Consider the following 20,699-nt stretch of genomic DNA (forward strand, 5'->3'; position numbering starts at 1 on the left):
GCCGCCGCTCCCGTTACTGGAGCTGGTGACCGCGCTTGCCCATTTCGGCACGGGCGCGGATCATGATGTACTCGGAGACGTTCTGGGTCCACGACGCCAGATCCTTGACGATATCGTCGAGGAGGCCCGGCTGAACCTCCACGTACTTCTTGCCCGCCGGGGTCCGGTAGAATTCGGCGATCTCCTTGAGCTCCGCTTCCGACAGGCGCGAGGCGAAAGCGCGGGCCGCGCTGTCGACCATCTTCTGCTTCTGCTGCTCGACTTCCGGGCGCAGCATGGCGACCACGTCGTCGAGGTCCTTTTTGACCTCAGGGCGCGTGACGTTCATCTGCTGAAGCTGAACGAAGAACGGCTCGGTCATGGCGTCGAAGGAACGGGTCATGCCGGAATTGATGGCAACCTCGCGGGCCAGCGCCAGCTGGCTGGGAGTCGGCTGCGGCGTCTGGGCGAAGGCGGGCCCTGCAAGCATCAGAACCGCGACGGTTGTCGCAGCGAGGCGGGAGACGGAACGGATCATGGGGTTTTGGCTCCAGTCATGACATGGTGGGGGTCAAATCTGACCGAGTTCGACGAGGCCCTGCCCGGTAGCGAGGATCGCTCCCGTCGCGAGACCGATGAAAAGACCATGCTCCACGACCCCAGGAAGATTGTTGAGTGTCGAGGCAAGGACGTTCGGCTTGTCGATGCGCTTGAGATGCGCATCGAAGATGAAATGCCCGCCATCCGTGATGTAGGGCGTACCGTCGGCGGTCCTTCGAAGATGCAGCTCGCCGCTCATCTCCAAGGTTTCGAGGAGCTTTTCAATGGCGACCTGGGTCGCGCGCAGGCCAAAGGGCACGACTTCGATCGGCAACGGAAAGCGCCCGAGCCGGCCGACGCGCTTCGACCCGTCGGCAATGACGATCATGCGCCGACTGGCGGAAGCGACGATCTTTTCCCGCAGGAGCGCACCGCCGCCGCCCTTGATCAACCGAAGATCGTCATCGATTTCGTCGGCGCCATCGACCGTCAGGTCGAGCTCCGGCGTCTCGTCGAGGGTGGTCAGCGGAATTCCCTCCCGCCTGGCCTGATCGAGAGTGGCCTCCGATGTGGGAATGCCGACAACCGAAAGTCCGGCGCGCACACGAGCCCCGAGAGCCGCCACGAAAAAGGCGGCCGTGGACCCGGTGCCGAGTCCGAGCCTCATCCCGTCGGTGACGAGAGCCGCAGCCTTCTCCGCCGCATCGCGCTTCAGATTGTCGCTCACTGATAATTCCTAACGATGATCGCCTTCGTCCCGAAGCCGGTCAGGCCCGCGTCTAGCACGGCAAGGCTCCGGGAAGAAAGATTGTTTCAGATGTCTTTTCAACGGGCAAATGTGGGACCGCGGCCGGATCAGGGCCGCTGCGGCGATGCGCCCGTGCCCGGGCGAACGCTCGGGGTTGCGGCCGGCGCTCCCTGCAACGCCCCTTGCGCCGACGGGTTCGTCTGCGGCGTGCACACCACCTTCTCGTCGAAGACATAGCAGATGCTCATGTCGCCGGTGCGGTAATTGACACGGAAAACACCGCCCTCGCGCTCGTGCCGGGAAGCCACAAGCCCATATTCGCCGGGACTTTGAGGCCCAGCGCCCTCGCCGGCGCCGAAGCAGAGGGTCACGCCGATGGTTCCCTCTTGGAGCCCGTACTGGCAGGAGCTGACCTCGCCGGTGATCCGGTCGATCCGGTAGATCCGGTTCAAATCGGTCTGAGGCGCCGGGACGAAATCATAGGGAGCGGCGAAAGCGGGGACGGCAAGGCTTCCCAGCACGAAAACCGAGGATAGATATGCCAAGGAACCAGCAAGCCGCATTCAATACTCCTTCTTTGTGAGCCGGTAAGAACGAATCAACCAGAAGACCATATCATTCCCTCCCGCTTGATTCCCTCGTCCTGTGCAGGTAGCCGACCTTCATGGCCATTCATAGCCCGCTCCTCGCGCCTCGCGCCGCCCCGCCCATCGTCGTGTTCGACCTCGACGGCACCCTGGCCGATACCGCGGGCGATCTCGTCGGAACCCTGAACGTCATCCTCGAAGGCGAAGGATTGCCGCCCCTGCCCGTCCGCAAGGCCCGGGATCTGGTGGGCGCCGGGGCCCGCGCCCTTCTCCAACGGGGATTCGAGGCTGGCCGGAAGGAGCTGACGCCGGCGCACCTGGACCATCTCTTCGGGCAGTTCATGGTCCATTACCGGGACAACATCTGCGTCAAAACGCAGCTCTATCCCGGCGTCGAGGCGGCGCTCGAGCGTCTGCAGCGGGCAGGCTTCGTCCTCGCCGTCTGCACCAACAAGTACGAGGACCACTCGGTCCGCCTTCTCGAGGCGCTGGGCATCGCCCATCGTTTCGCGGCCAATTGCGGACGCGACACCTTCCCGGTGTTCAAGCCGGATCCCCGTCATCTCATGCTGACGATCGAAAAGGCCGGAGGAAATCCGCATCGCGCCGTTATGATCGGCGATTCGCGGACCGACATCGTGACCGCCCAGGCGGCGGGCGTGCCGTCCATCGCCGTCCCGTTCGGCTATACGGATGTGCCGGTCAAGCGGCTCAACCCCGACCTGATCATCGGGCATTTCGACGAGCTGTTCGACGCGGTGGCCTCACTGGTGCGCCTCGCGGCGGCGTGAGAACCGGCCTCGGAACGAGCCGTCACATCATTGTGAAGATAGTCCATCAGGAAGGAATGGTGGGCGCGACAGGGATTGAACCTGTGACCCTTCGCGTGTGAAGCGAATGCTCTCCCGCTGAGCTACGCGCCCTGACCAGGGCCTTCTAAAGTCCTTGATCCCCTGGCGTCAAGCGCTTCCGACCATCAGCCGTCGACATTTCTCGAACGGGGATTGTGGCAGCCGGGCTTTAACGTCCCGGTTACGATGCGGCGAAAATAAGGCAGCCTGCTCTGGTGATTTGATAACGAACCTTTGTTATTCAACGGATCCGAAACGCGGCCATTGCGTTGAGCAATCACCAACCCGCATCAAACATGTTGAATTCGAGGCAAATATGGGACGCACCCGCGCTGCCCTGCTTGGGCTTGCCTGTGCCTTCGCCGCTCTTGCGACGCCGGCTGCGGCTTTCACAGCAATCGATCCGCTGACTCGTCAGCCCCTCTACACTCCTGAGGCATCGCTGAACGCACAGGCGTCCCCGGTCCCCCGCGAGGTGGTCACCTTCGACGGCCGCTATGCGCCCGGGACGATCATCGTATCCACCACGGAGCGGCGTCTCTACTTCGTGCTCGGCGACGGCAAGGCCCTGCGGTACGGCGTCGGCGTCGGCCGTCCCGGCTTCACCTGGGCCGGCAGCCATTCGGTGACCATGAAGCGCGAGTGGCCGGATTGGCGCCCGCCGCAGGAAATGCTGAAGCGCCGCCCGGACCTGCCGCGCCACATGGCGGGTGGTCCCGACAATCCGCTGGGCGCCCGCGCGCTCTATATCGGCAGCACCATCTACCGGATTCACGGCTCGAACGAACCCGAAACCATCGGCGAAGCCGTCTCATCGGGCTGCATCCGCATGACCAACGATGACGTGATCGACCTTTACAGCCGCGCGAAGGTCGGTGCGCGGGTCATCGTGCAGCGGTAAGACCGCCGCCCGGGAACAACGAAGCGCCACCCGTCATTCCGGGACGGCCCTGCGGGCCGGGCCCGGAACCCAGAACCGCTGAGGTTTGTGGAGGGAGTGCGCGGGTGCCGTAGCGTCCTTTCAGGCACTGCTAGCGTGTATGGGTTCCGGGCTCCGCTGCGCGGCCCCGGAATGACAGGAGCGCCACCCCGTCATTCCGGATTGCCGTCAGGCAAGTCCGGAACCCAGAACCGCTGACGATCCAGGACAAATCGCGCCGGCAACCGCAGCTCTTTATCCTGAACTGCTAGCGTTTATGGGTTCCGAGCTCTCGCGATGCTCGCCCCGGAATGACAGGGCGGCGCTCCCCGGGATTGCCGACGCTATCGATCCCGCGAAAGCCCCTTGGCGGAGAGTTCCGCCAGATAGGCGGCAAAGCGCTCCTCCTGCTCGGCTCCGAGGCGGTAGAGATAATCCCAACCGTAGATGCCGGTGTCGTGCATGTCGTCGAACACGAGCCTGACCGCATAATTGCCCACCGGTTCGATGCGGAGGATCTCGACGTTGCGCTTGCCCGGCACGGTCTTGCGTTCGGCCGGACTGTGGCCCTGGACCTCGGCCGACGGGCTCGCGATCCTGAGATACTCCGCCGGAAGGTCGAACACCACGCCGTCGTCATAGACGATCCGCAGGCTGCGTTTCGTCGGCGCCAGTCGCAATTCGGAGGGCCAACGTTCCGATGCCATGTTCCGCCTCATTTGCCTGCTTTGTGAGTTGACGCTAGCTGCGCGATAACTACCGTGAACGCAAGACCCATTCCGTAGAGGCACGAGAACCATGAAGGAACGGCACTGAAATGCCGGGAGACCTGTCGCCGTCCCTCCCGTCCACGCCCGCCCCCCTGGTCGACCCCTTCGGCCGGGGCATCACCTACCTGCGGGTCTCGGTGACCGACCGGTGCGACTTCCGCTGCGTTTACTGCATGTCGGAGGATATGGCGTTCCTGCCGAAACGGGACCTTCTGACCCTGGAGGAGCTGGACCGGATCTGTTCCGTCTTCGTCTCCCAGGGCGTGCGCAAACTCCGCATCACCGGCGGAGAGCCCCTGGTGCGCCGGGACATCATGGGTCTCTTCCGTTCCCTGTCTCGGCACCTGGACGCGGGCACCCTGGACGAGCTGACGCTCACCACCAACGGTTCCCAGCTCTCCCGGTACGCGACGGAGCTCGCCTCCTGCGGCGTGAAGCGGGTGAACGTCTCAATCGATACCCTCGACCCGGACAAGTTCCACCGGATCACCCGCTGGGGCGACCTTGCCAAGTTGATGGCCGGCCTCGACGCCGCGCAACGGGCCGGACTGAAGGTCAAGCTCAACGCGGTGGCGCTGAAGGGGGTGAACGAGGACGAGATCGAGACCCTTCTCACCTGGGCCCATGGCCGCGGCATGGATCTCACCCTGATCGAGGTCATGCCGCTCGGTGAAATCGACGGGCAGCGGATCGATCAGTTCCTGCCCCTGTCCCTGGTTCGGGCGCGGCTTTCCCAGCGTTTCACCCTCACCGAGATCGACGAGCGCACCGGCGGCCCCGCCCGCTATGTTCGGGTCGCGGAGACCGGCGGCACGCTCGGCTTCATCACACCGATGACCCATAATTTCTGTGAGAGCTGCAACCGGGTGCGTCTGACCTGCACCGGCCAGCTGTTCATGTGCCTTGGCCAGGAGGATGCGGCAGATCTGCGGGCGCCCGTGCGGGCTTCCGCGAGCGACGCCCTCTTGCGAAGCGCCATCGAGGAGGCGATCGGCCGCAAGCCCAAAGGGCACGACTTCGTGATCGACCGCCGCCATGCGCGCCCGGCCCTTGCCCGCCATATGAGCCTGACCGGCGGCTAACACTTAAGAATACTGTCCCGCGACAGTATTGGCCTGTATCGATTCTTGACTATTCAACCGGTTCCGGGAATATCGCGAAGACATTCAAGGCTGCAAAATTGTGAACGTGTTGAGTTTCGGGCGACGACTGGCGATGGGGGTCGGCCTCTGCTTCTGGCTCGGCTCGGGTCTGACGGCAGCCGCACAGGAAAAACCTCCGGTCCGCATCGCGATCGAGGGCGCCTACCCTCCTTTCAACTACATGGAAAACAACGAGTTGCAGGGGTTCGAAGTCGACCTCAGCAAAGCCCTCTGCGGCGTCATGAAAGCGGAATGCGTGCTGGTCCAGCATGAATGGGACGGCATCATGCGCGGCCTCGTCAGCCGCGACTACGATGCGATCATGTCGTCCCTGGAGATCACGGAGAGGCGGCAAAAGCGGATCGCGTTTTCCAAACCCTATTACCATATTCCGGCGATCTTCATCGCCCCGAAGGACAGCGCCCTCGAAGGCGTGACGCCCGAAGCGCTGGCGGGAAAGAAGATCGGTGCGGCCGATCGAAGCGATCACGCCGAATACCTCAAGAAGTTCTACAAGAATTCGGAAGTCATTCCCTACAGTTCGCCGGTTGAAGCCAATCTCGACCTGCTGGTCGGGCGCATCGATGCGGTTTTCGGCGGACAACGGTCCTTGTCGGAATTCCTGGCCAGCCGAGAGGGGGAATGCTGCCGCATCCTCGGACGGGCGCCAGGCAATCCTGCCTATAAGCACCAGTTCTACGGCGTCGGCCTTCGTAAGGAGGATACGGCGCTCAAGGCGGAATTCGACAAGGCCATCGATCAGGTGATCGCCGACGGCACCTATGACCGGATCCGCCTCAAGTATTTTCCGTTCGATATCAAATAGTGCCGTTTGACGCTTCTGCGCTCTCTCCATAGAACCGGAATCCGTCGTTCAGGGAGCAAGAGATGGCGAAGGTCAGTTTCATCGGTCTGGGCGTCATGGGTTATCCCATGGCAAGGCACCTGAAGGCCAAAGGCCACGAGGTCACGGTCTACAACCGGACCGGCGCGAAAGCCGAAAAGTGGGTTTCCGAAAACGGCGGCCGCGCCGCCGCGACACCGCGCGAGGCCGCCGAGGGCCAGGACATCGTCTTCGCCTGCGTCGGCAATGACGACGATCTGCGCCAGGTCACGCTCGGCCCCGACGGCGCCTTCTCGGCCCTTCAGGCCGGAGCGATCTTCGTCGATCATACGACGGCCTCCGCCGAAGTGGCGCGGGAGCTCCATGGCGCGGCGAAAGACCGGAATGCGGCGTTCATCGATGCGCCCGTCTCGGGCGGCCAGGCGGGAGCCGAGAACGGCGTGCTCACCGTCATGTGCGGCGGTGATGCGGGGGCTTACGCAAAGGTGGAGCCCGTGATCATGAGCTTCGCGCGCGGCTGCCGCCTGATGGGGCCCGCGGGAGCCGGACAGCTGACGAAGATGATCAACCAGATCTGCATCGCCGGTCTGGTCCAGGCGCTCTCCGAGGGCATTCATTTCGGCAAGCGGGCCGGTCTCGATATCGAGGCGGTGCTCGACGTGATCTCCAAGGGTGCGGCGGGATCCTGGCAGATGGAGAACCGCGGCAAGACCATGAATCAGAACAAGTTCGATTTCGGATTCGCGGTGGATTGGATGCGCAAGGATCTCTCCATCGTTCTCACGGAGGCCCGCAAGAACGGCGCAAGCCTGCCCGTGACGGCGCTGGTCGACCAGTTTTATGCCGAGGTGCAGGCCAAGGGCGGCAATCGCTGGGATACGTCCAGCCTGATCTCACGGCTCGAACGGTAAGCGCCCACCGCCCTTCCGGCTGCCCCTTGGAAACCGCGGGCCCGCGCACCCGGCGTGGGCTCCCGTTTCCCCTCACCATGAAAGGAGCAGCCATGGCTGAACACAGCCATCGTTTCATCGTCCTGACAGGCGGCCCAGGGTCCGGCAAGACGACACTCGTGGCGGCTCTGCGCATGGCCGGCTTCGGGCAATCGGCGGAAGCCGGCCGAAGCATCATTCAAGATCAGGTCCTGATCGGCGGCGCGGCCCTTCCGTGGAAGGATCCATGCGCCTATGCGGAACTGATGCTGTCCTGGGAGATGCGATCCTATCGTGAGGCGCAGGCCCTTCCGGGCCTCGTGTTCTTCGACCGCGGCATCCCCGACATCATCGGATACCTTCGGCTGATCGGACGTTCCGTGCCGGAGCACCTGTCCCGCGCGGCCGCGATCTTTCGCTACAACAGGCGCGTTTTCATTGCCCCGCCCTGGCCGGAGATCTTCAGCCAGGATGAGGAACGCAAGCAGTCCCTGGTTGAAGCCGAGGAGACCTACCGGTCGATGATCACGACCTATGCGGCATGCGGCTACGAGCTGGTCGAGATCCCGCGCCTGCCGGTCGAGGAGCGCGTGAGCTTCGTGGTCGAAAAGGTTGCTTCGCTGAGCCCAAGCGGCCCGTAACGCCATTCCTGTTCATGCTTGCTCAGCCATGCCAGATCCTGGATGCCGGAAGCACAGGCGATGTCGTTCATCGCGCTCCCACAGAGTGGCTGACACAGGATCGGTCTTCGTCTCATCTCGTCACCGGGAGATAGGGCCGACGAAATCCTCCGGAATTTGCGCGGGACGGTACGGGATTGGTCGCAGCTTCCAGTCAACGGTGAAGGGCTGTCGCAGTGGCACAGCCCTTCCCGATAGATTCTAACCTCCGGCGCTCCCGGATCGGCTCCGCATCACAAAACGTAGAAGTCTTTTTCGGTGATTTTGAGGTTTTTGGCGACGGTGGCGAACTGGATCGCCTCCTTGGCGCCATTGCCGTCGGCATCATACAACAGCGCCCCGGTGTTCTTGTTGTGGATCACTCGGTCATCCGCGTCATGCGCCTTGGTGCCGGTGAAAAAGGCGCCCTTGGCCAAAAAGCCCTTCTTGGCGATCTTGGAGAACACGCCCTTGGCCAGATGGATCGTGTCGTCCTTGACCGAGAAGTCGGTGATCTTGTCCAGGTTGACCTTTTTGTTGGCGGCATTCGTGCGGCCGAGCTTGGTGTCGAACACGAAGATGTCCTGGTTGGCGCCGCCGGTGAGCAGATCGTTGCCCAGGCCGCCATAGATCTTGTCGTTGCCGGCCTCGCCCTTCAGCGTATCAATCCCAGCCAGGCCCTTGATGATGTCGTTGCCGGCCTCGCCCATCAGGGCGTCCACGACCGCGGTACCGATAAGAGTGAGCGGGTTAGCCTCCACCATGTTGGCCACCGAAACGGTGAAGTTCTGCGTGGTGGTTGCGCCAAAGGCATCCTTGGCCGTAACGGCGAAGCTGAACTGACGCGCCCCGGCTTCGTAGTCGACCGCGCGGGCCAGGATCAGGGACGAGCCTTCCACCCGAAATGTCCCGGTCGGATCGGAAAGGGTGTAGGTGATCGCATCGCCTTCAGCATCATGGGCCGAGAAGGTGGCGACGGCGGTGTTGGTCAGGGCCGTTTCCGCCACGGTTCCGGTGGAGAGCGCCACGCTGTCGGGCTTGGTGTTGTAAAGAGTGATCGTGGTGTTGTCGCCGAGAAACTTGGCGAAGCGCACCTTCGTCAGCGTGTCGGTGCCTTCATCGCCGTCGGCGGCCTTCGTATCCACGATCGTCTGAACGCCGTTGGCGCTGCTGATGGTGTAGTCGGCGCTCGAGCCTGCATACAGAGCGATGTCGTTGCCGCCGCCGCCGTCGATCACGTCATCGCCAAGGCCCGCCTTGAAGGTCTCGAATCCGCTGCCTCCAAAGGCGCGGTCGTTGCCGTCCATCAGGGCGATGACGCCGCTCGCGGTTCCACCCCGGCCATCGTAGAAATCGAAGCCGCCGCTGAAAGTAATGTTGCCCGCGATCTCGCCGCTGTTGGCAAATCGCACGGCGACCGACCCGTCGGCGACCTGGAGCGCCCCTTGGGTTCCGCCCTGGATGTTGCCGTCGTTCATGATAGTCACGAAACCGGTCGTGGCACTGACGAACAGGCCAGCGTCGTGCCCTTGGATAAGGCCCTTGTTGCTCAGGATGACACCGCTGCCGTCGATCAGCACGCCGTGGTGGTCGAGGCCGGTCAGGGTGCCTTCGTTGAAGATGTGCGACGAGCCGTTCGCGCGGACGGCGCTTTCTCCGGTCACCGAACCGAAATTCTGAAGCGTACCGCCGTTTCCGGAAAAGAGAATGCCGTAGCGGTTCGCAATCACGGAGCTGGCTGCGGTCAGGGTGATGTCGCCGGCACCGTCGAATGAAATGCCATCGGAAAGGCCGCTGACCACGGAGGCACCGGCTCTCAGAAGCACATGCCCGGCACCGGCCCCATGCATGCCGGCGGCGCCGTTGCCTCCGGCGGAAACCGTCACGCCTGCCGCCACCGTCACCGGATCGAGGGGGGTGATATCGAAGCCGTTCTCGAAATCTGCTGTGGTGGACCGGTCCGCGGCAATCAGAGTCATCATAAACCTGCTACATGTAATGTTATCTCGTATTATAACGCATCAACATCTCATGCAACATCGTATTCGCCGGGCCGGAAGCCCTCTCGACAGAAAATGTGCGGGCGTCTCCGCGGCTTCGCCATGCCGCCCTCCCGTCGGAGGCGCGACGGACGCCGTTCCTGCCCCGCGTTTCCCTAGCGTCGCGTCATGGTGAGGTAGACGATGAAGCCGCCAAGACCGATCGCAAGGGCAGCGATGACGATCTCCCGGGTTGCGCCCGTGAAGGCGGCGTCCCGGTACATCTGGGAGAGAGCGGCGGACTTTTCCGGATCCTGGGAGATCAGCATGCTCAGGACGGCGCTGAACACCAGAAGGGCAAGAATGATATAGGTCACGCGCATGGCCGCCTCCCTCAACGTCCTTCGAATTTCGGCGCCCGCTTCTCCCGGAAGGCCATGATGCCTTCCATGAAGTCATGGCTGAAGCCGGCCTTGCGCTGCAACTCGGCCTCGAGAGCCAATTGCGCCTCGAGATCGTTCGACAGGCTCCGGGCCACCGCCTCTTTGGTCAGCCGATAAGCAAGGGCAGGTCCCTGGGCGAGCGCAGCCGCGAAGGCCGCCACATCCTGCCGGAACGTTGCGTCCTCGAAGACCTTGAAGACGAGGCCCATGGCCTGCGCCTCTTCGGCCGGGATCGGCTCGGCCGACAGCATCAGGGCCAGCGCCCGCTTGGGTCCGACGAGACGGGGCAGGATCCAGGTGCCGCCCGCATCGGGAACGAGCGCGATCTTGGCGAACGCTTCCTGCAGATAGGCGGAGCGCGCGGCCACAACCACATCGCAGGCGAGCGCAATGTTCATGGATGCACCCACGGCGGCTCCATTGAGGGCCGCGACGGTCGGCTTGGGGTAGTTCGCCAGGGTCAGGACCAGCGGGTTGTAGTCGCGCGCCAGAGGGGGCCCCAGATCGATGCGGCCCTGCTCGTCACGCGGCAGATCCTCCGTCAGGTCCTGCCCGGACGAGAACGCCCTTCCCTCGCCTGTCAGCACCACGACCTTGACAGAATCATCGTTCGCGAACCGATCCAGAACTTCACGCAACTCCGCATGCTTGGTGGCATTGAGGGCGTTCAGCTTGTCCGGGCGGGCCAGCGTGATGGTGCCGACGGGACCTTCCGTCGCCACCCGCAGGGTCGTGAGGCTCATGCGGCGTGCTCCTTGTCGTCGCGCGCGAGCATAGTGCGGACTTGCGCGCGAAGCACGGGCAAAAGCTCCGCTTCGAACCAGGGATTTTTGCGCAGCCACCCGTTGTTGCGCCAGGATGGATGCGGCAGAGGCAGGATGCGGGGATGCTGCGGGGCCGCGAGAATGTCGCGCCAGCGGGCGACCGTGGATGTGAGGCCGTCGCGAAAATCGTCTCCTAAATGCCAGGCCTGGGCATATTGGCCGATCAGGAGGATCAGTTCGAGCTGCGGAAGAGCCGCAAGGAGAGGCTGCCGCCAGGCCTGGGCGCATTCGCGCCGCGGCGGCAGGTCGCCGCCTTTGGAATCCTGCCCCGGGAAGCACGATCCCATGGGCACGATGGCAACGCGGGCCGGGTCGTAGAATGCCGCCTCGTCGAGATCGAGCCAGTCCCGCAATCGGCTACCCGACCGATCGGAGAACGGGACCCCGCTGGCATGGGCCCGCGTTCCCGGTGCCTGGCTTGCGATGCAAAGCCTCGCGGTGCGGCTGCCCTGAACGATGGGGCGCGGCTCGTGAGGAAGCGGGCCTCCGAAACGCGGCTCGTCCCGACAGATGCGGCACGACCGGAGACGCTGCGCCAGGACCTGAAAATCATCCGATGAACTCATGTCATCAAGATGGGAATCGAAGCCTCGAACGGCGAGGGCCCACGGCGGGACAGGAGGTCACAGTTCTCCGGTCAAAAGAGATTGTTGCGCCGCCATTCCTGCGGCCGCTGGAAATCCGTTCCCCAAACCCCGCGCGATTGCAGGCGGGCCTTCGCCTCCAGGAGCCGGTAATCGCCATAGGCGATCGCACAGCCCTCCTCCACCATGCGCGCGCCGATATCCTCGCCGTTCACGTAGCAACGGGCGAGCTGCCGCTGGTACCGGTCGCGGCCGGCCACGCGGCATTCCACATTCTGGTTGAGGATCATCCCGAGAAGCGTGTCCCGCGCCTTCTCACCGCACAGAACCGGGCGACCGTCCCTGATGCAGGACTGGTTCAGCTCCGGCGCATCGATGCCCTTCAGGCGGATCTTGTGGCTGCCGATGCGAATCGTATCGCCGTCGACCGCGAAAGCGCGCCCCGCGACGACCCGGTCGCTTTTTTCGAAGAACTGATGCGCGACCGCCGCCAACACCAGGGCAAGGCCGAGGGACGCCAAGCCGAACCAGGGAGACTTCGCTCCGAAGCGGGCTTGGCGAAAGGATCTTGATATCATTCAGGGCAACCGCTCCGACACACCGGCTTGGCTAAAAGTCGCCATGTCACGATGTACCGTAGCGGCAGTTTTGACAATCCCCATCGCAACGGCAGCCCCACTTCCCTCGCCAAGGCGCATGCCGAGAGCCAGAAGCGGGATTTTTCCGAGCCGCTCGAGGACAGCCTGATGCGCCCCTTCGGCGGAAAGATGCCCGGCGATGCAATGATCGATGGTGGCGGGATGGATCGCATGCAGGATCGCCGCGGCGGACGTCGCCACATAGCCGTCCAGAATCACCGGGATCCGCTGGAGGCGCGCGGCGAGAATAGCGCCCGCCATGGCGGCGATTTCGCGCCCGCCGAGGCGACGGAGAATTTCGAGAGGATCCTGCAAATGCCCGCGATGATGGGCCAGCGCCCCTTCCACCGCCGCGATCTTGCGGGCCAGCCCCTCTTCGTCGACGCCGCTGCCGCGGCCGACCCATTGAGCCGGCTCCCCACCGTAAAGGGCCGCATAGATGGCCGCCGCGACCGTCGTGTTGCCGATGCCGAGTTCGCCGATCGCCAGAAGGTCGGCGCCCCCGGCGATGGCCTCCATCCCGAATGCCATGGTGGCCACGCAGGCTTTCTCGTCCATGGCGGGCTCCACGACGATATCGCCCGTGGGCATGTCGATGGCGAGGTCGAAGACCTTGAAGCCGAGGCCGAGGCTCGCGCAGATCTGGTTGATCGCGGCGCCGCCCGCGGAGAAGTTCTCCAGCATCTGCCGGTTCACGCTGGACGGGAAGGCGGAGACCCCCCTTTCCGTCACGCCATGGCTCCCGGCGAAAACGCAAACCAGCGGCCGGTCGGCCGTCGGGGTGGCCTTGCCCTGCCAGGCGGCGAGCCATTCGACGATCCATTCGAGACGGCCGAGGCTTCCGGCAGGCTTGGTCAGCTGGCCGTCACGCTGGCGCACCGCCGCAATCGCCGCCTCGTCCGGCCCCGGCATCGTCGTAACCAGGCGACGAATATCATCGAAGGGCGAGGTTGCAGGTTCGGTCATGGAGAACTCCGGCCCTAACGGGCATTGCGCGACAGGAAGAGGCGTGACCTATAACGGTCCCTGCATTTGGGGTGAAGCATGTCCGATCAATTGAAACGAGCAGGCAGGTTTTCGCTGCCTGCATGGCAGGCGGTCATCATCGACGTGGCGCAGGCTCTGCGGTTCTATTCCCGCCTGCCGGTTCCTGTCCTGCCATGGGAAGGAGATCCTCACGGGCTTCCGGACTTCAGCCGAATCGTGCGTGTGCTTCCGCTCGCCGGCCTCGTGCTCGGGCTCTTTCCCGCATTGGTGCTCGTTGCGGCCCTGAGTCTCGGCCTGGGTCCGTGGCTCGCAGCGATTCTGTCGGTCGCCACCGCGACGATCACCACCGGTGCATTTCATGAGGATGGGCTCGCGGACACCGCCGATAGCTTCGGCGCCGCCACCCGGGAGCGGCGTCTCGCGATCATGAAGGACAGCCTGATCGGCTCGTTCGGCGCATCGGCCCTGATCCTCGGGTTCGCGCTGCGGATCACGGCCCTCGCCACGGTTCTGGACCGGATCGAGCTCGCCGCCGCCGTCTCGGCGGTCCTGATCACCGCCGCCTTGTCCCGCGTTGCCGGCCTCGTGCCGCTGATGTTCCTGCCGCCCGCGCGCACCGACGGCGCGGCTCAGGCGGTCGGACGCCCCGCGCGGGAGAGTTTCTGGTTCGCGGCGGCTCTGATGGGCAGCCTCGCCCTCGTCCTTGGCCTCGGCGCGGGGCTGCCGCCATCCGGTCTTGCATGGATGATGGTCCTCGCAGCCCTCTCGGGGATCGGCCTCATGCGCCTCGCGCAGCGCCATATTCAGGGCCAGACGGGCGACATCGCGGGCGCGGCGCAGCAGGTCGCCGAGATCGCTGCGCTGATCGGCCTCTTGATCGCGCTTCAGCCGTAACGACATGATGGAGAGATCATGAACCGCGCATCCAGTCCCTGCATCCGCGTCTGCACGCTCGATCCCGCGACGGGTCTCTGCGAGGGCTGCGGACGCACGCGCGAGGAAATTGCCCAGTGGTTTCGCCTAACCGAGGAGGAGCGTCTGCGCATCATGGCGGGGCTGCCCGAGCGGATGCACCGGGCCTTCGTGCTCGGCGAAAGCGAGCCCGCGAAGGGGCCGCAATGACCATGCCCGGCATCCGGCCCCTCGGCGGCGCTCTCCTGGCGGCAGCCCTCCTGGTCGCCACCATGGGCGAAACCGCGGTGGCAGGCCTCCAGCCGACGCAGGTCGCGCTGCTGCTCGCGTTTTTCGGCTGCAGCCTCTACATGGCGGCCGGCATTGTCGACGGCTTCGCGCAACATTGGACGCATGGGGTCCAGGCGACGGCGGTGAGCGGCGGCCTCCTTGTCGCCGCGCTGGTGGTCTATGCCGCCCGCGACGATCTGCAGATGGTCCTGGATCGCGCCATCGGCGACATCGCCGACGGGCGAGCGGTGGTGACGGACAAGGGGGAAATCGTCGCCGCCAAACGCAGCGACGGGAGCTTCCCGCTGAATGGTCGCGTCAACGGCCGCGAGGCACGCTTCGTTTTCGACACGGGTGCCAGCACGGTTGTCCTGCGCGCGGAACATGCGGCGGATTTCGGCTTCAGGGAAGAGGATCTGAACTTCTCGATCCCCGTCGCGACGGCCAACGGCGTCGCTCTCGCGGCACCTGTCACGATCGGGGCGCTGAGCATCGGATCGATTACCGAACGCAATGTCCCGGCCCTCGTGACACGCTCCGGCGCCCTCCACACGAATCTACTCGGCATGAGCTTTCTGGAGCGGCTTGCCTCCTATGAGGTACGTGGCAACCGGCTGATCCTGCGCCCAAAGGAGCCTAGCCCAGCAGGCTGACGAAGAAGCGGGCGCAGACCGTCAGCAGAAAGATCCCGAAGGCGATTTCCAGCTTGCGCTTCGACAGGCGATGCGCAAGCCGCGCCCCGATGGGCGCCATCCATGCGCTGGTCGGAATGAACAGCAGAAAACCCACCAGGGAGATATATCCGAGGGCGAACGGCGGTTGCAGGGCGATCACGTTCGGATAATCCGCCATGCGCGGCCAGCCCGCGTAGATATAGCCCAGCGCACCCGGGATCGAGATCAGGATCCCTAAGCCCGACGAGGTTGCCACCGCTTGATGGATCGGCCGGTTGTAGAACGTCATGAACAGGTTCGAAAGCTGCCCGCCGCCGATGCCCATGAGGGCGGACAGCACGCCGATGATCCAGCCGTAGACGATCATCACGGGCCGTCCGGGCATGTCGGTGCCGAACCGCCAGCTGTCCTTTCCGAAGAGCAGACGGATGGCGGACACGCCGGCGACGACGACGAACACGGTCTTGAACAGATCGGCCGGCGCATAACGGGCGATGACGCTGCCCATGATCACGCCGAGAACGACGGGCACCGCCCAGACGCGCAGGATCGACATGTCCACCGCGCCCTTCGCCTGATGGGCGCGGAAGGACCGGATGGAGGTCGGAATGATGATCGCGAGCGAGGTGCCGACGCAAAGGGGCATCCGCACCTCCTCCGGCACGCCGACGAAGCGGAACAGCTCGTAGAGGATCGGCACGGCGACCGCTCCGCCGCCCACGCCGAAAACGCCGGCGAGCAGGCCCGTGATCGCTCCGGCGCCAAGGAGGGCGACCACAAGCCAGGAGAGATCGAAGACGGAAATGCCGAACATGATGGGAAGATCTTTCAACCAGGACCGCCGATTTGTGGCGGAGATCCCCAGCCGGGGCAAGGGAGGCGAAAGTCGCAAGGCCGCAACACGTGGGCGCCCGCGTCACGCCGCGGCTTTCAGGGTGCGCCTGCCGAACGGTTGAACAGCAGCGCCCGCGCTTCATGCCGCATCGCGTCTTCCGTGCAGGCGTCAGGGCCGAGCCGTCCCCGCAGGCGAGGATAACGCTCGGCCAGAGTCGACAGCGTCATGTTTTCGGGAATGCGCGGATGCGCCACGCACAACGCACCGTCCGGACCCCAGGCGGCCTCGAACGTCAGCCGGTCATTGTGCGCGGATGTTTGAATGCCGAACCGGTCGAAGATGTCCACGAGCGTCCCGTCCCGGGTCGTCGGATGATCGTCGCCCCCGTAATCGGCGCGCAGCATGTGCGTGCAGGCGCGATGAAGATCGCGCATCGGAACGCCTTCCCGGTCGTCCCATGGCCGGTAGCCCATGAGGATGCACTTGCCCTCCGCGCCGCTGGTGCAGGTGAAGGCGAAACCGCCATGGCCATTCGCCATCGCCAACGCAAGCCTTCGGCCTTTCGGATCCGGCAGGCAGACATCCTGAGGCGGCTTATCCCCTTGATGAAGGGACAGGCCGAAAAGCGGGACCCGGCCGCCCACCGCGGTTTCGTCCATCACGACGCTGTCGATACGAGCCTCGGCCACACCCGCCGGTCCCGGCAGCTTCAGCCTGATCCCGATCAGATCCTCACGCTTGAGAACACGACCGTCATCGAGACTCAGCACGAGGTCTGCTCCTTCCATGTGCAAGCGCCCGTCGAGCGCAAGACCAGGATCCGGAATGCCGGATGCGGCGAGGAACAGGAGCATGAGAGCAAGTTTTCGCATCGGCGACCAACAAGGAAGAACGGAGCCTCCCGCCACCGGGAGGCTCCGACACACCGAACAGGAGATGTTACCGGAGACGAACCGGCGATCCGTCCGGCAGCGTCGCCGTCAAGGAATCGAGAGTTTGCGCTTCAATCGGGAGAGCGGCCTCGCCGCCCAGGGCCCGGCCGTTGACGCTCAAGCCGTTCACACTGAGCCCGTTGACGCTGAGCCCATTCACGCTGAGGCCGTTCACGCTCAGTCCATTGACGCTGAGACCGTTGACGCTCAAGCCATTGGTTGTCTCGCCGGCCGTTGCGCCGGAGGCTGCCGAGAAAGCGATTGCAATTGCAAGCATCGGGAAATGAAGACGGGCGAACATGAACTTCTCCAGGAATGGGATGTAGCGGCGCTGCTCGGACAACGGCAGAACTCACGCAGAGAAATGTTCATGAAATAACGTTTCTATCAAGTTATAACGTTAGAATGACTTAATGATCTATTTAAATATGCCCAAAATACACTCTTAGATTACATATCAATATAAATTATCAATTTTAGGTAGTTGAATTGGCCCTTCGACAGAACTCTTTAATCACTCGTTAACTCTACGGCCGCTCTGCGGTTAAAGCCCGGACAAGGCTTCGGAGTGCCGTGGAGACTAATGCTCTGAAAGTGAGGAAGGCGGTGTTGGGGCAGCCGGAGACCTCGACACTACACGCCAAGGTCATAGACGAAGAACAGCCCGAACCCGACGACGATCAACCCTGCACTCAGGACCTTTGCCACCCGCAACGGCAACGCGGCGCTTTCGATTTCGGCGTGCCTTGCGGCTCTTTCGGCCGGGGACATGCGCTCCACGGCGGCCATGTGCTGGGCGTAAAGGCCCGATGCCTGACTGTGGCCGACAGGGCCGCCCCGCTCCATTTCGACGGTCAGGGCGATCAGCCCGATGATGAGCCCGAGGACACCGACTCCCAGGAAACCGACGATCCGGTAAGCGACGGAGGACGCGCCTCCCAGAGCCAGCACCAGCAGGGAGAGGTTGATCAAATCGGATGCCGTGGCACGCAGGCGCATGCTGCCTCCAGGGACGGAGTGTAACCTGAAACCGGTATTTCAACCACTTTGCGCGCAGCGGCATGGTCGCCAACAAAAAACCCTCCCGCCGAAGCGGGAGGGTCGATGCGTCTTCGGATCGCGCCGCGTCCTACTTCAAGGAAACGGAAGTCCCGTCCTGAAGAACCGCCGAAGCAAGCCGGATCGTGCCCGACACGGTCCCATTGGTTGCCAGCCCGTTTTCGGAAGAGCCGTTCATGGTCAATCCGTTCATGGTCAGGCCATTCATGGTCAATCCATTCATGGTCAGGCCATTGGTGAGCGTGGCTGCCGCCGCCTGCGTGGCGGCCATGCCGAGGGCAATGGCCGCGATAACGCCATAGGTCTTCATTCGCATGTTCATACTCCATCATGCAGTCGGAGGGTTTTGAATTCCCTCCTGACGGGATGAGTCATATAGCGAACATTGTTACATTAAAGCTCTTTTGCCTCTTTCCATGCGTTTCAGAGCTTCGTCCTGTGCAAAAGCACACCCTCACTTGATCTCAAGTTGCAATAAACAACTCAAGGCCGCAGAGCTGGCGAGCACCCTGGCAGCTTTCCGTTAGGGAGAGGCTTCCTCAAGAACAGCATGCCGCGCCATCGCCCGCGATACCTGGGCGACGGCCTCGCGCAGGGTTTCGAGACCAGCGCCGGGCTTGACGGCTTCCGTGGCAAGATGGCGGCGGTAGGCGCGTGCGCCGGGGCGTCCGGTGAAGAGCCCGAGCATGTGGCGGGTAATGGAATGGAGACGCTCGCCCTCGGCGAGGCGTGCTGCCACGTACGGCTCATAGGCCGCGATGGCCTCGAACCCGTCCGCGACGGGCGCGGCTTCGCCGTAAAGCTCCGGATCGACCTGGAGCAGGATCTCGGGCTCCTGATAGGCGACGCGGCCCAGCATGACCCCATCCACGTGCCGAAGATGCTCGTGCACCTCGGCCATGGTCTTGATGCCGCCGTTGATGGCGACGGGCAGATCGGGCCTCGCCTGCTTCAGGCGGTAGACGCGAGGATAATCGAGGGGTGGAATGTCCCGGTTTTCCTTAGGCGACAGCCCCTGAAGCCAGGCCTTGCGCGCATGGACCGTCAGCTCGTCGCAACCCGCCGCGACGACCGCCTCGGTCAAGCGGTCCAGCGCCACCTCCGTGTCCTGATCGTCGACGCCGATCCGGCACTTGACCGTCACGGGCAAAGCGACGGCGGCTTTGAGGGCCGCGACGCAATCGCCGACGAGGCCGGGCTCCTGCATCAGGCAGGCGCCGAACCGGCCGTTCTGCACCCGATCGGACGGGCAGCCCACGTTGAGGTTGATCTCGTCATACCCGAAATCGGCGCAGATCCGGGCCGCCTTGGCGAGCTCCTGCGGATCGGATCCGCCAAGCTGCACCGCCACCGGATGCTCGGACGGATCGAAGCCGAGCAGGCGCTCCCGCGGCCCGAAGATCACCGCCCCGGTGGTCACCATCTCCGTATAAAGCCGCGCCCGGCGCGACAGGACGCGGTGGAACGCCCGGCAATGCCGGTCGGTCCAGTCCATCATGGGCGCAACGGTGAAGAACTTCTCTGTCATTCTCAACAAACGGTTGGCGGACGAAAGCGGGCCTTTTCCACCATGTGGGTCGGGACCTCAAGAAAAATGAGCCGGACAAGGCCTCACAAGATCAAGAGGATAATAAGCTACGGGGACTGGAAGAATAAATCATTCTACGGCAACGCTTGGAACGTGCTTGAAGAGAATTCGTTTCCCCTGTCCAATACCACAACATTGGAAGGAGCGTAAGCGTGAAGAACAAGCTGATTATTTCCTGCGCCACGGCACTGCTTCTTACACTGCCAGCCGCAAGCTATGCTCAAAGCTCAGGCAGCAATACGAACACGAACTCAAACAGCGCCTCTCAGTACGCTCCCGGACAACAGAACCGGAGCGGCATGACCGGACCGGGTGCTTCCGGCGCGGCTCCGGGTCAGCAGATGAAGTCCGATACCACCGGGTCGGTCACCAGCCCTGGAGCCTCTGAATACGCACCCGGCCAGCAGAAGAAACTTCCCACGGATACGTCCGGATCCTCGACCACGCGGAAGTGACAGCGAATTCTTCGATGAAAGGCCGGAGGGCGCATTTTCCGCCCCTCCGGCTTTACGCTGCCCGTCGAACGCCTCACAGCACCGCCGCGACCTTGGCCTCGAGGATCTTCGCGGCCTCGGCGGGCGCAAGCCTCACCTGCAAGCCCCTCTGTCCGCCGTTGACGAAGACGCTGTCGTGGCGAAAAGCGGTTTCCTCGATCACCGTCGGCACGCGCTTCTTCTGCCCGAACGGGCTGATGCCGCCCACATGATACCCGGTCAGCCGCTCCGCATCGGCGGGCTTCATCATCTGGGCCGATTTCCCGCCGAGTGCCGCCGCCAGCTTCTTGAGGTTCACCTCCTTGTCGGAGGGAACGACCACGCAGGCAGGCTTTCCGTCGGTCGTCACCATCAGAGTCTTGAGGACGCTGCCCGGATCGACTCCGAGCGCTTCCGCCGCCTGCAGGCCGATGCGCTCGGCGCCGGGATCGTAGTCGTAGGTGTGAACCGTAAATGAAATTCCCGCCTGCTGAAGCGCAAGCGTGGCGCGGGTCGTTTTTGACATGGCCGTC

At 63.8% G+C, this 20,699-nt stretch carries 27 protein-coding genes and 1 tRNA gene; 10 read left to right on the top strand and 18 right to left on the bottom strand.

Annotated features, from left to right (window positions below; all coding sequences use genetic code 11):
• Positions 1-13: 13 nt before the first annotated feature.
• The 3 genes from LJD17_RS05500 to LJD17_RS05510 all read right to left on the bottom strand — a co-directional run bounded on the left by LJD17_RS05500 (position 14) and on the right by LJD17_RS05510 (position 1,830).
• Positions 14-517, bottom strand: coding sequence for a DUF2059 domain-containing protein (locus LJD17_RS05500; protein ID WP_227383148.1), 504 nt, complete (start codon positions 515-517; stop codon positions 14-16).
• 33 nt (positions 518-550) lie between these two features.
• Entirely contained in the window at positions 551-1,246 is a 696-nt protein-coding gene (gene rpiA, locus LJD17_RS05505; protein WP_227383149.1) for a ribose-5-phosphate isomerase RpiA, read from the bottom strand.
• 128 nt (positions 1,247-1,374) lie between these two features.
• Positions 1,375-1,830: a hypothetical protein gene (locus tag LJD17_RS05510; RefSeq protein ID WP_227383150.1), complete on the bottom strand. Its 456-nt coding sequence runs from the start codon at positions 1,828-1,830 to the stop codon at positions 1,375-1,377.
• Positions 1,831-1,931: 101 nt separating this feature from the next.
• Here LJD17_RS05510 and LJD17_RS05515 point away from each other — a divergent pair, with 101 nt between their 5' ends.
• Positions 1,932-2,645 carry an HAD family hydrolase gene (locus LJD17_RS05515; RefSeq protein WP_227383151.1) on the top strand — a complete coding sequence of 238 codons (714 nt, stop codon included), beginning with the start codon at positions 1,932-1,934 and terminating at the stop codon, positions 2,643-2,645.
• A gap of 57 nt (positions 2,646-2,702) precedes the next feature.
• Here LJD17_RS05515 and LJD17_RS05520 read toward each other — a convergent pair.
• Positions 2,703-2,777, bottom strand: a tRNA-Val gene (locus tag LJD17_RS05520).
• 244 nt (positions 2,778-3,021) lie between these two features.
• Between LJD17_RS05520 and LJD17_RS05525 the strand changes: the two genes are divergently transcribed.
• Positions 3,022-3,606 carry a L,D-transpeptidase gene (locus LJD17_RS05525; protein WP_227383152.1) on the top strand — a complete coding sequence of 195 codons (585 nt, stop codon included), beginning with the start codon at positions 3,022-3,024 and terminating at the stop codon, positions 3,604-3,606.
• A 362-nt stretch (positions 3,607-3,968) separates the two neighbouring features.
• On the opposite strand, the gene LJD17_RS05530 is transcribed toward LJD17_RS05525, so the two are convergent.
• Positions 3,969-4,331, bottom strand: coding sequence for a gamma-butyrobetaine hydroxylase-like domain-containing protein (locus tag LJD17_RS05530; protein WP_227383153.1), 363 nt, complete (start codon positions 4,329-4,331; stop codon positions 3,969-3,971).
• Positions 4,332-4,441: 110 nt separating this feature from the next.
• On the opposite strand from LJD17_RS05530, the gene moaA reads away from it, so the two are divergent.
• The 4 genes from moaA to LJD17_RS05550 all read left to right on the top strand — a co-directional run bounded on the left by moaA (position 4,442) and on the right by LJD17_RS05550 (position 7,950).
• Positions 4,442-5,476, top strand: a complete 1,035-nt coding sequence (gene moaA / locus LJD17_RS05535) for a GTP 3',8-cyclase MoaA (protein ID WP_227383154.1) — start codon at positions 4,442-4,444, stop codon at positions 5,474-5,476.
• A gap of 100 nt (positions 5,477-5,576) precedes the next feature.
• Positions 5,577-6,362 (top strand): transporter substrate-binding domain-containing protein, encoded by a 786-nt coding sequence (locus LJD17_RS05540; protein ID WP_227383155.1) that lies wholly within the window; start codon positions 5,577-5,579, stop codon positions 6,360-6,362.
• 62 nt (positions 6,363-6,424) lie between these two features.
• Positions 6,425-7,291 (top strand): NAD(P)-dependent oxidoreductase, encoded by an 867-nt coding sequence (locus tag LJD17_RS05545; RefSeq protein WP_227383156.1) that lies wholly within the window; start codon positions 6,425-6,427, stop codon positions 7,289-7,291.
• Between the two features lie 92 nt (positions 7,292-7,383).
• Positions 7,384-7,950, top strand: a complete 567-nt coding sequence (locus tag LJD17_RS05550) for an AAA family ATPase (protein ID WP_227383157.1) — start codon at positions 7,384-7,386, stop codon at positions 7,948-7,950.
• Positions 7,951-8,222: 272 nt separating this feature from the next.
• On the opposite strand, the gene LJD17_RS05555 is transcribed toward LJD17_RS05550, so the two are convergent.
• The 6 genes from LJD17_RS05555 to cobT form a co-directional block, all read right to left on the bottom strand.
• On the bottom strand, positions 8,223-9,950 hold the full coding sequence (locus LJD17_RS05555) for a calcium-binding protein (RefSeq protein WP_227383158.1): 1,728 nt from the start codon (positions 9,948-9,950) through the stop codon (positions 8,223-8,225).
• Positions 9,951-10,123: 173 nt separating this feature from the next.
• Positions 10,124-10,330: a hypothetical protein gene (locus LJD17_RS05560; protein WP_227383159.1), complete on the bottom strand. Its 207-nt coding sequence runs from the start codon at positions 10,328-10,330 to the stop codon at positions 10,124-10,126.
• Between the two features lie 11 nt (positions 10,331-10,341).
• Positions 10,342-11,133 (bottom strand): enoyl-CoA hydratase-related protein, encoded by a 792-nt coding sequence (locus LJD17_RS05565; RefSeq protein ID WP_227383160.1) that lies wholly within the window; start codon positions 11,131-11,133, stop codon positions 10,342-10,344.
• The gene (locus LJD17_RS05570; RefSeq protein ID WP_227383161.1) at positions 11,130-11,780 is read right to left on the bottom strand and encodes a uracil-DNA glycosylase family protein; all 651 of its coding nucleotides are present in this window, start codon (positions 11,778-11,780) and stop codon (positions 11,130-11,132) included. Before LJD17_RS05570 ends, LJD17_RS05565 begins: the two co-directional genes overlap by 4 nt.
• A 71-nt stretch (positions 11,781-11,851) precedes the next feature.
• Positions 11,852-12,376 carry a thermonuclease family protein gene (locus LJD17_RS05575; RefSeq protein ID WP_227383162.1) on the bottom strand — a complete coding sequence of 175 codons (525 nt, stop codon included), beginning with the start codon at positions 12,374-12,376 and terminating at the stop codon, positions 11,852-11,854.
• A complete protein-coding gene (gene cobT / locus LJD17_RS05580) occupies positions 12,377-13,402 on the bottom strand; it encodes a nicotinate-nucleotide--dimethylbenzimidazole phosphoribosyltransferase (protein ID WP_227383163.1) in 1,026 nt (341 codons plus the stop codon). It abuts the gene before it with no gap.
• A 78-nt stretch (positions 13,403-13,480) separates the two neighbouring features.
• On the opposite strand from cobT, the gene cobS reads away from it, so the two are divergent.
• Genes cobS through LJD17_RS05595 form a run of 3 tightly spaced genes read left to right on the top strand, consistent with a single transcriptional unit; the run spans position 13,481 to position 15,258 of the window.
• Positions 13,481-14,317 (top strand): adenosylcobinamide-GDP ribazoletransferase, encoded by an 837-nt coding sequence (gene cobS, locus LJD17_RS05585; RefSeq protein ID WP_227383164.1) that lies wholly within the window; start codon positions 13,481-13,483, stop codon positions 14,315-14,317.
• Positions 14,318-14,335: 18 nt separating this feature from the next.
• A complete protein-coding gene (locus tag LJD17_RS05590; protein WP_227383165.1) occupies positions 14,336-14,545 on the top strand; it encodes a DUF1289 domain-containing protein in 210 nt (69 codons plus the stop codon).
• Positions 14,542-15,258: a retropepsin-like aspartic protease family protein gene (locus LJD17_RS05595; protein ID WP_227383166.1), complete on the top strand. Its 717-nt coding sequence runs from the start codon at positions 14,542-14,544 to the stop codon at positions 15,256-15,258. Before LJD17_RS05590 ends, LJD17_RS05595 begins: the two co-directional genes overlap by 4 nt.
• On the opposite strand, the gene LJD17_RS05600 is transcribed toward LJD17_RS05595, so the two are convergent.
• From LJD17_RS05600 to dusA, 6 genes are all read right to left on the bottom strand, one after another.
• A complete protein-coding gene (locus LJD17_RS05600; protein WP_227383657.1) occupies positions 15,242-16,093 on the bottom strand; it encodes a sulfite exporter TauE/SafE family protein in 852 nt (283 codons plus the stop codon). The genes LJD17_RS05595 and LJD17_RS05600 overlap by 17 nt on opposite strands.
• 116 nt (positions 16,094-16,209) lie before the next feature.
• Positions 16,210-16,986 (bottom strand): ADYC domain-containing protein, encoded by a 777-nt coding sequence (locus LJD17_RS05605; protein ID WP_227383167.1) that lies wholly within the window; start codon positions 16,984-16,986, stop codon positions 16,210-16,212.
• A 67-nt stretch (positions 16,987-17,053) separates the two neighbouring features.
• Positions 17,054-17,347, bottom strand: coding sequence for a hypothetical protein (locus LJD17_RS05610; protein ID WP_227383168.1), 294 nt, complete (start codon positions 17,345-17,347; stop codon positions 17,054-17,056).
• Between the two features lie 332 nt (positions 17,348-17,679).
• The gene (locus tag LJD17_RS05615; protein ID WP_227383169.1) at positions 17,680-18,045 is read right to left on the bottom strand and encodes a hypothetical protein; all 366 of its coding nucleotides are present in this window, start codon (positions 18,043-18,045) and stop codon (positions 17,680-17,682) included.
• A gap of 130 nt (positions 18,046-18,175) precedes the next feature.
• Positions 18,176-18,421, bottom strand: a complete 246-nt coding sequence (locus LJD17_RS05620) for a hypothetical protein (protein ID WP_227383170.1) — start codon at positions 18,419-18,421, stop codon at positions 18,176-18,178.
• Between the two features lie 207 nt (positions 18,422-18,628).
• Positions 18,629-19,633, bottom strand: a complete 1,005-nt coding sequence (dusA, locus tag LJD17_RS05625; protein WP_227383171.1) for a tRNA dihydrouridine(20/20a) synthase DusA — start codon at positions 19,631-19,633, stop codon at positions 18,629-18,631.
• 212 nt (positions 19,634-19,845) lie between these two features.
• Here dusA and LJD17_RS05630 point away from each other — a divergent pair, with 212 nt between their 5' ends.
• Positions 19,846-20,148: a hypothetical protein gene (locus tag LJD17_RS05630; RefSeq protein WP_227383172.1), complete on the top strand. Its 303-nt coding sequence runs from the start codon at positions 19,846-19,848 to the stop codon at positions 20,146-20,148.
• Between the two features lie 73 nt (positions 20,149-20,221).
• Here the strand turns inward: LJD17_RS05630 and ybaK are convergent, their stop codons facing one another.
• Positions 20,222-20,692: a Cys-tRNA(Pro) deacylase gene (gene ybaK / locus LJD17_RS05635; RefSeq protein WP_227383173.1), complete on the bottom strand. Its 471-nt coding sequence runs from the start codon at positions 20,690-20,692 to the stop codon at positions 20,222-20,224.
• Positions 20,693-20,699: the final 7 nt, after the last annotated feature.

It is taken from the genome of Microvirga rosea (assembly GCF_020595095.1).
GTDB classification, from domain to species: Bacteria; Pseudomonadota; Alphaproteobacteria; order Rhizobiales; family Beijerinckiaceae; genus Microvirga; species Microvirga rosea.

Bases quoted from the DNA above. Each gene is read 5' to 3' on its own strand.
- LJD17_RS05500 (WP_227383148.1), bottom strand. From the start codon at position 517: ATGATCCGTTCCGTCTCCCGCCTCGCTGCGACAACCGTCGCGGTTCTG.
- LJD17_RS05510 (WP_227383150.1), bottom strand. From the start codon at position 1,830: ATGCGGCTTGCTGGTTCCTTGGCATATCTATCCTCGGTTTTCGTGCTG.
- LJD17_RS05515 (WP_227383151.1), top strand. From the start codon at position 1,932: ATGGCCATTCATAGCCCGCTCCTCGCGCCTCGCGCCGCCCCGCCCATC.
- LJD17_RS05525 (WP_227383152.1), top strand. From the start codon at position 3,022: ATGGGACGCACCCGCGCTGCCCTGCTTGGGCTTGCCTGTGCCTTCGCC.
- LJD17_RS05530 (WP_227383153.1), bottom strand. From the start codon at position 4,331: ATGGCATCGGAACGTTGGCCCTCCGAATTGCGACTGGCGCCGACGAAA.
- moaA (WP_227383154.1), top strand. From the start codon at position 4,442: ATGCCGGGAGACCTGTCGCCGTCCCTCCCGTCCACGCCCGCCCCCCTG.
- LJD17_RS05545 (WP_227383156.1), top strand. From the start codon at position 6,425: ATGGCGAAGGTCAGTTTCATCGGTCTGGGCGTCATGGGTTATCCCATG.
- LJD17_RS05550 (WP_227383157.1), top strand. From the start codon at position 7,384: ATGGCTGAACACAGCCATCGTTTCATCGTCCTGACAGGCGGCCCAGGG.
- LJD17_RS05555 (WP_227383158.1), bottom strand. From the start codon at position 9,950: ATGATGACTCTGATTGCCGCGGACCGGTCCACCACAGCAGATTTCGAG.
- LJD17_RS05560 (WP_227383159.1), bottom strand. From the start codon at position 10,330: ATGCGCGTGACCTATATCATTCTTGCCCTTCTGGTGTTCAGCGCCGTC.
- LJD17_RS05565 (WP_227383160.1), bottom strand. From the start codon at position 11,133: ATGAGCCTCACGACCCTGCGGGTGGCGACGGAAGGTCCCGTCGGCACC.
- LJD17_RS05570 (WP_227383161.1), bottom strand. From the start codon at position 11,780: ATGAGTTCATCGGATGATTTTCAGGTCCTGGCGCAGCGTCTCCGGTCG.
- LJD17_RS05575 (WP_227383162.1), bottom strand. From the start codon at position 12,376: ATGATATCAAGATCCTTTCGCCAAGCCCGCTTCGGAGCGAAGTCTCCC.
- cobT (WP_227383163.1), bottom strand. From the start codon at position 13,402: ATGACCGAACCTGCAACCTCGCCCTTCGATGATATTCGTCGCCTGGTT.
- cobS (WP_227383164.1), top strand. From the start codon at position 13,481: ATGTCCGATCAATTGAAACGAGCAGGCAGGTTTTCGCTGCCTGCATGG.
- LJD17_RS05590 (WP_227383165.1), top strand. From the start codon at position 14,336: ATGAACCGCGCATCCAGTCCCTGCATCCGCGTCTGCACGCTCGATCCC.
- LJD17_RS05595 (WP_227383166.1), top strand. From the start codon at position 14,542: ATGACCATGCCCGGCATCCGGCCCCTCGGCGGCGCTCTCCTGGCGGCA.
- LJD17_RS05600 (WP_227383657.1), bottom strand. From the start codon at position 16,093: ATGTTCGGCATTTCCGTCTTCGATCTCTCCTGGCTTGTGGTCGCCCTC.
- LJD17_RS05605 (WP_227383167.1), bottom strand. From the start codon at position 16,986: ATGCGAAAACTTGCTCTCATGCTCCTGTTCCTCGCCGCATCCGGCATT.
- LJD17_RS05610 (WP_227383168.1), bottom strand. From the start codon at position 17,347: ATGTTCGCCCGTCTTCATTTCCCGATGCTTGCAATTGCAATCGCTTTC.
- LJD17_RS05615 (WP_227383169.1), bottom strand. From the start codon at position 18,045: ATGCGCCTGCGTGCCACGGCATCCGATTTGATCAACCTCTCCCTGCTG.
- LJD17_RS05620 (WP_227383170.1), bottom strand. From the start codon at position 18,421: ATGCGAATGAAGACCTATGGCGTTATCGCGGCCATTGCCCTCGGCATG.
- dusA (WP_227383171.1), bottom strand. From the start codon at position 19,633: ATGACAGAGAAGTTCTTCACCGTTGCGCCCATGATGGACTGGACCGAC.
- ybaK (WP_227383173.1), bottom strand. From the start codon at position 20,692: ATGTCAAAAACGACCCGCGCCACGCTTGCGCTTCAGCAGGCGGGAATT.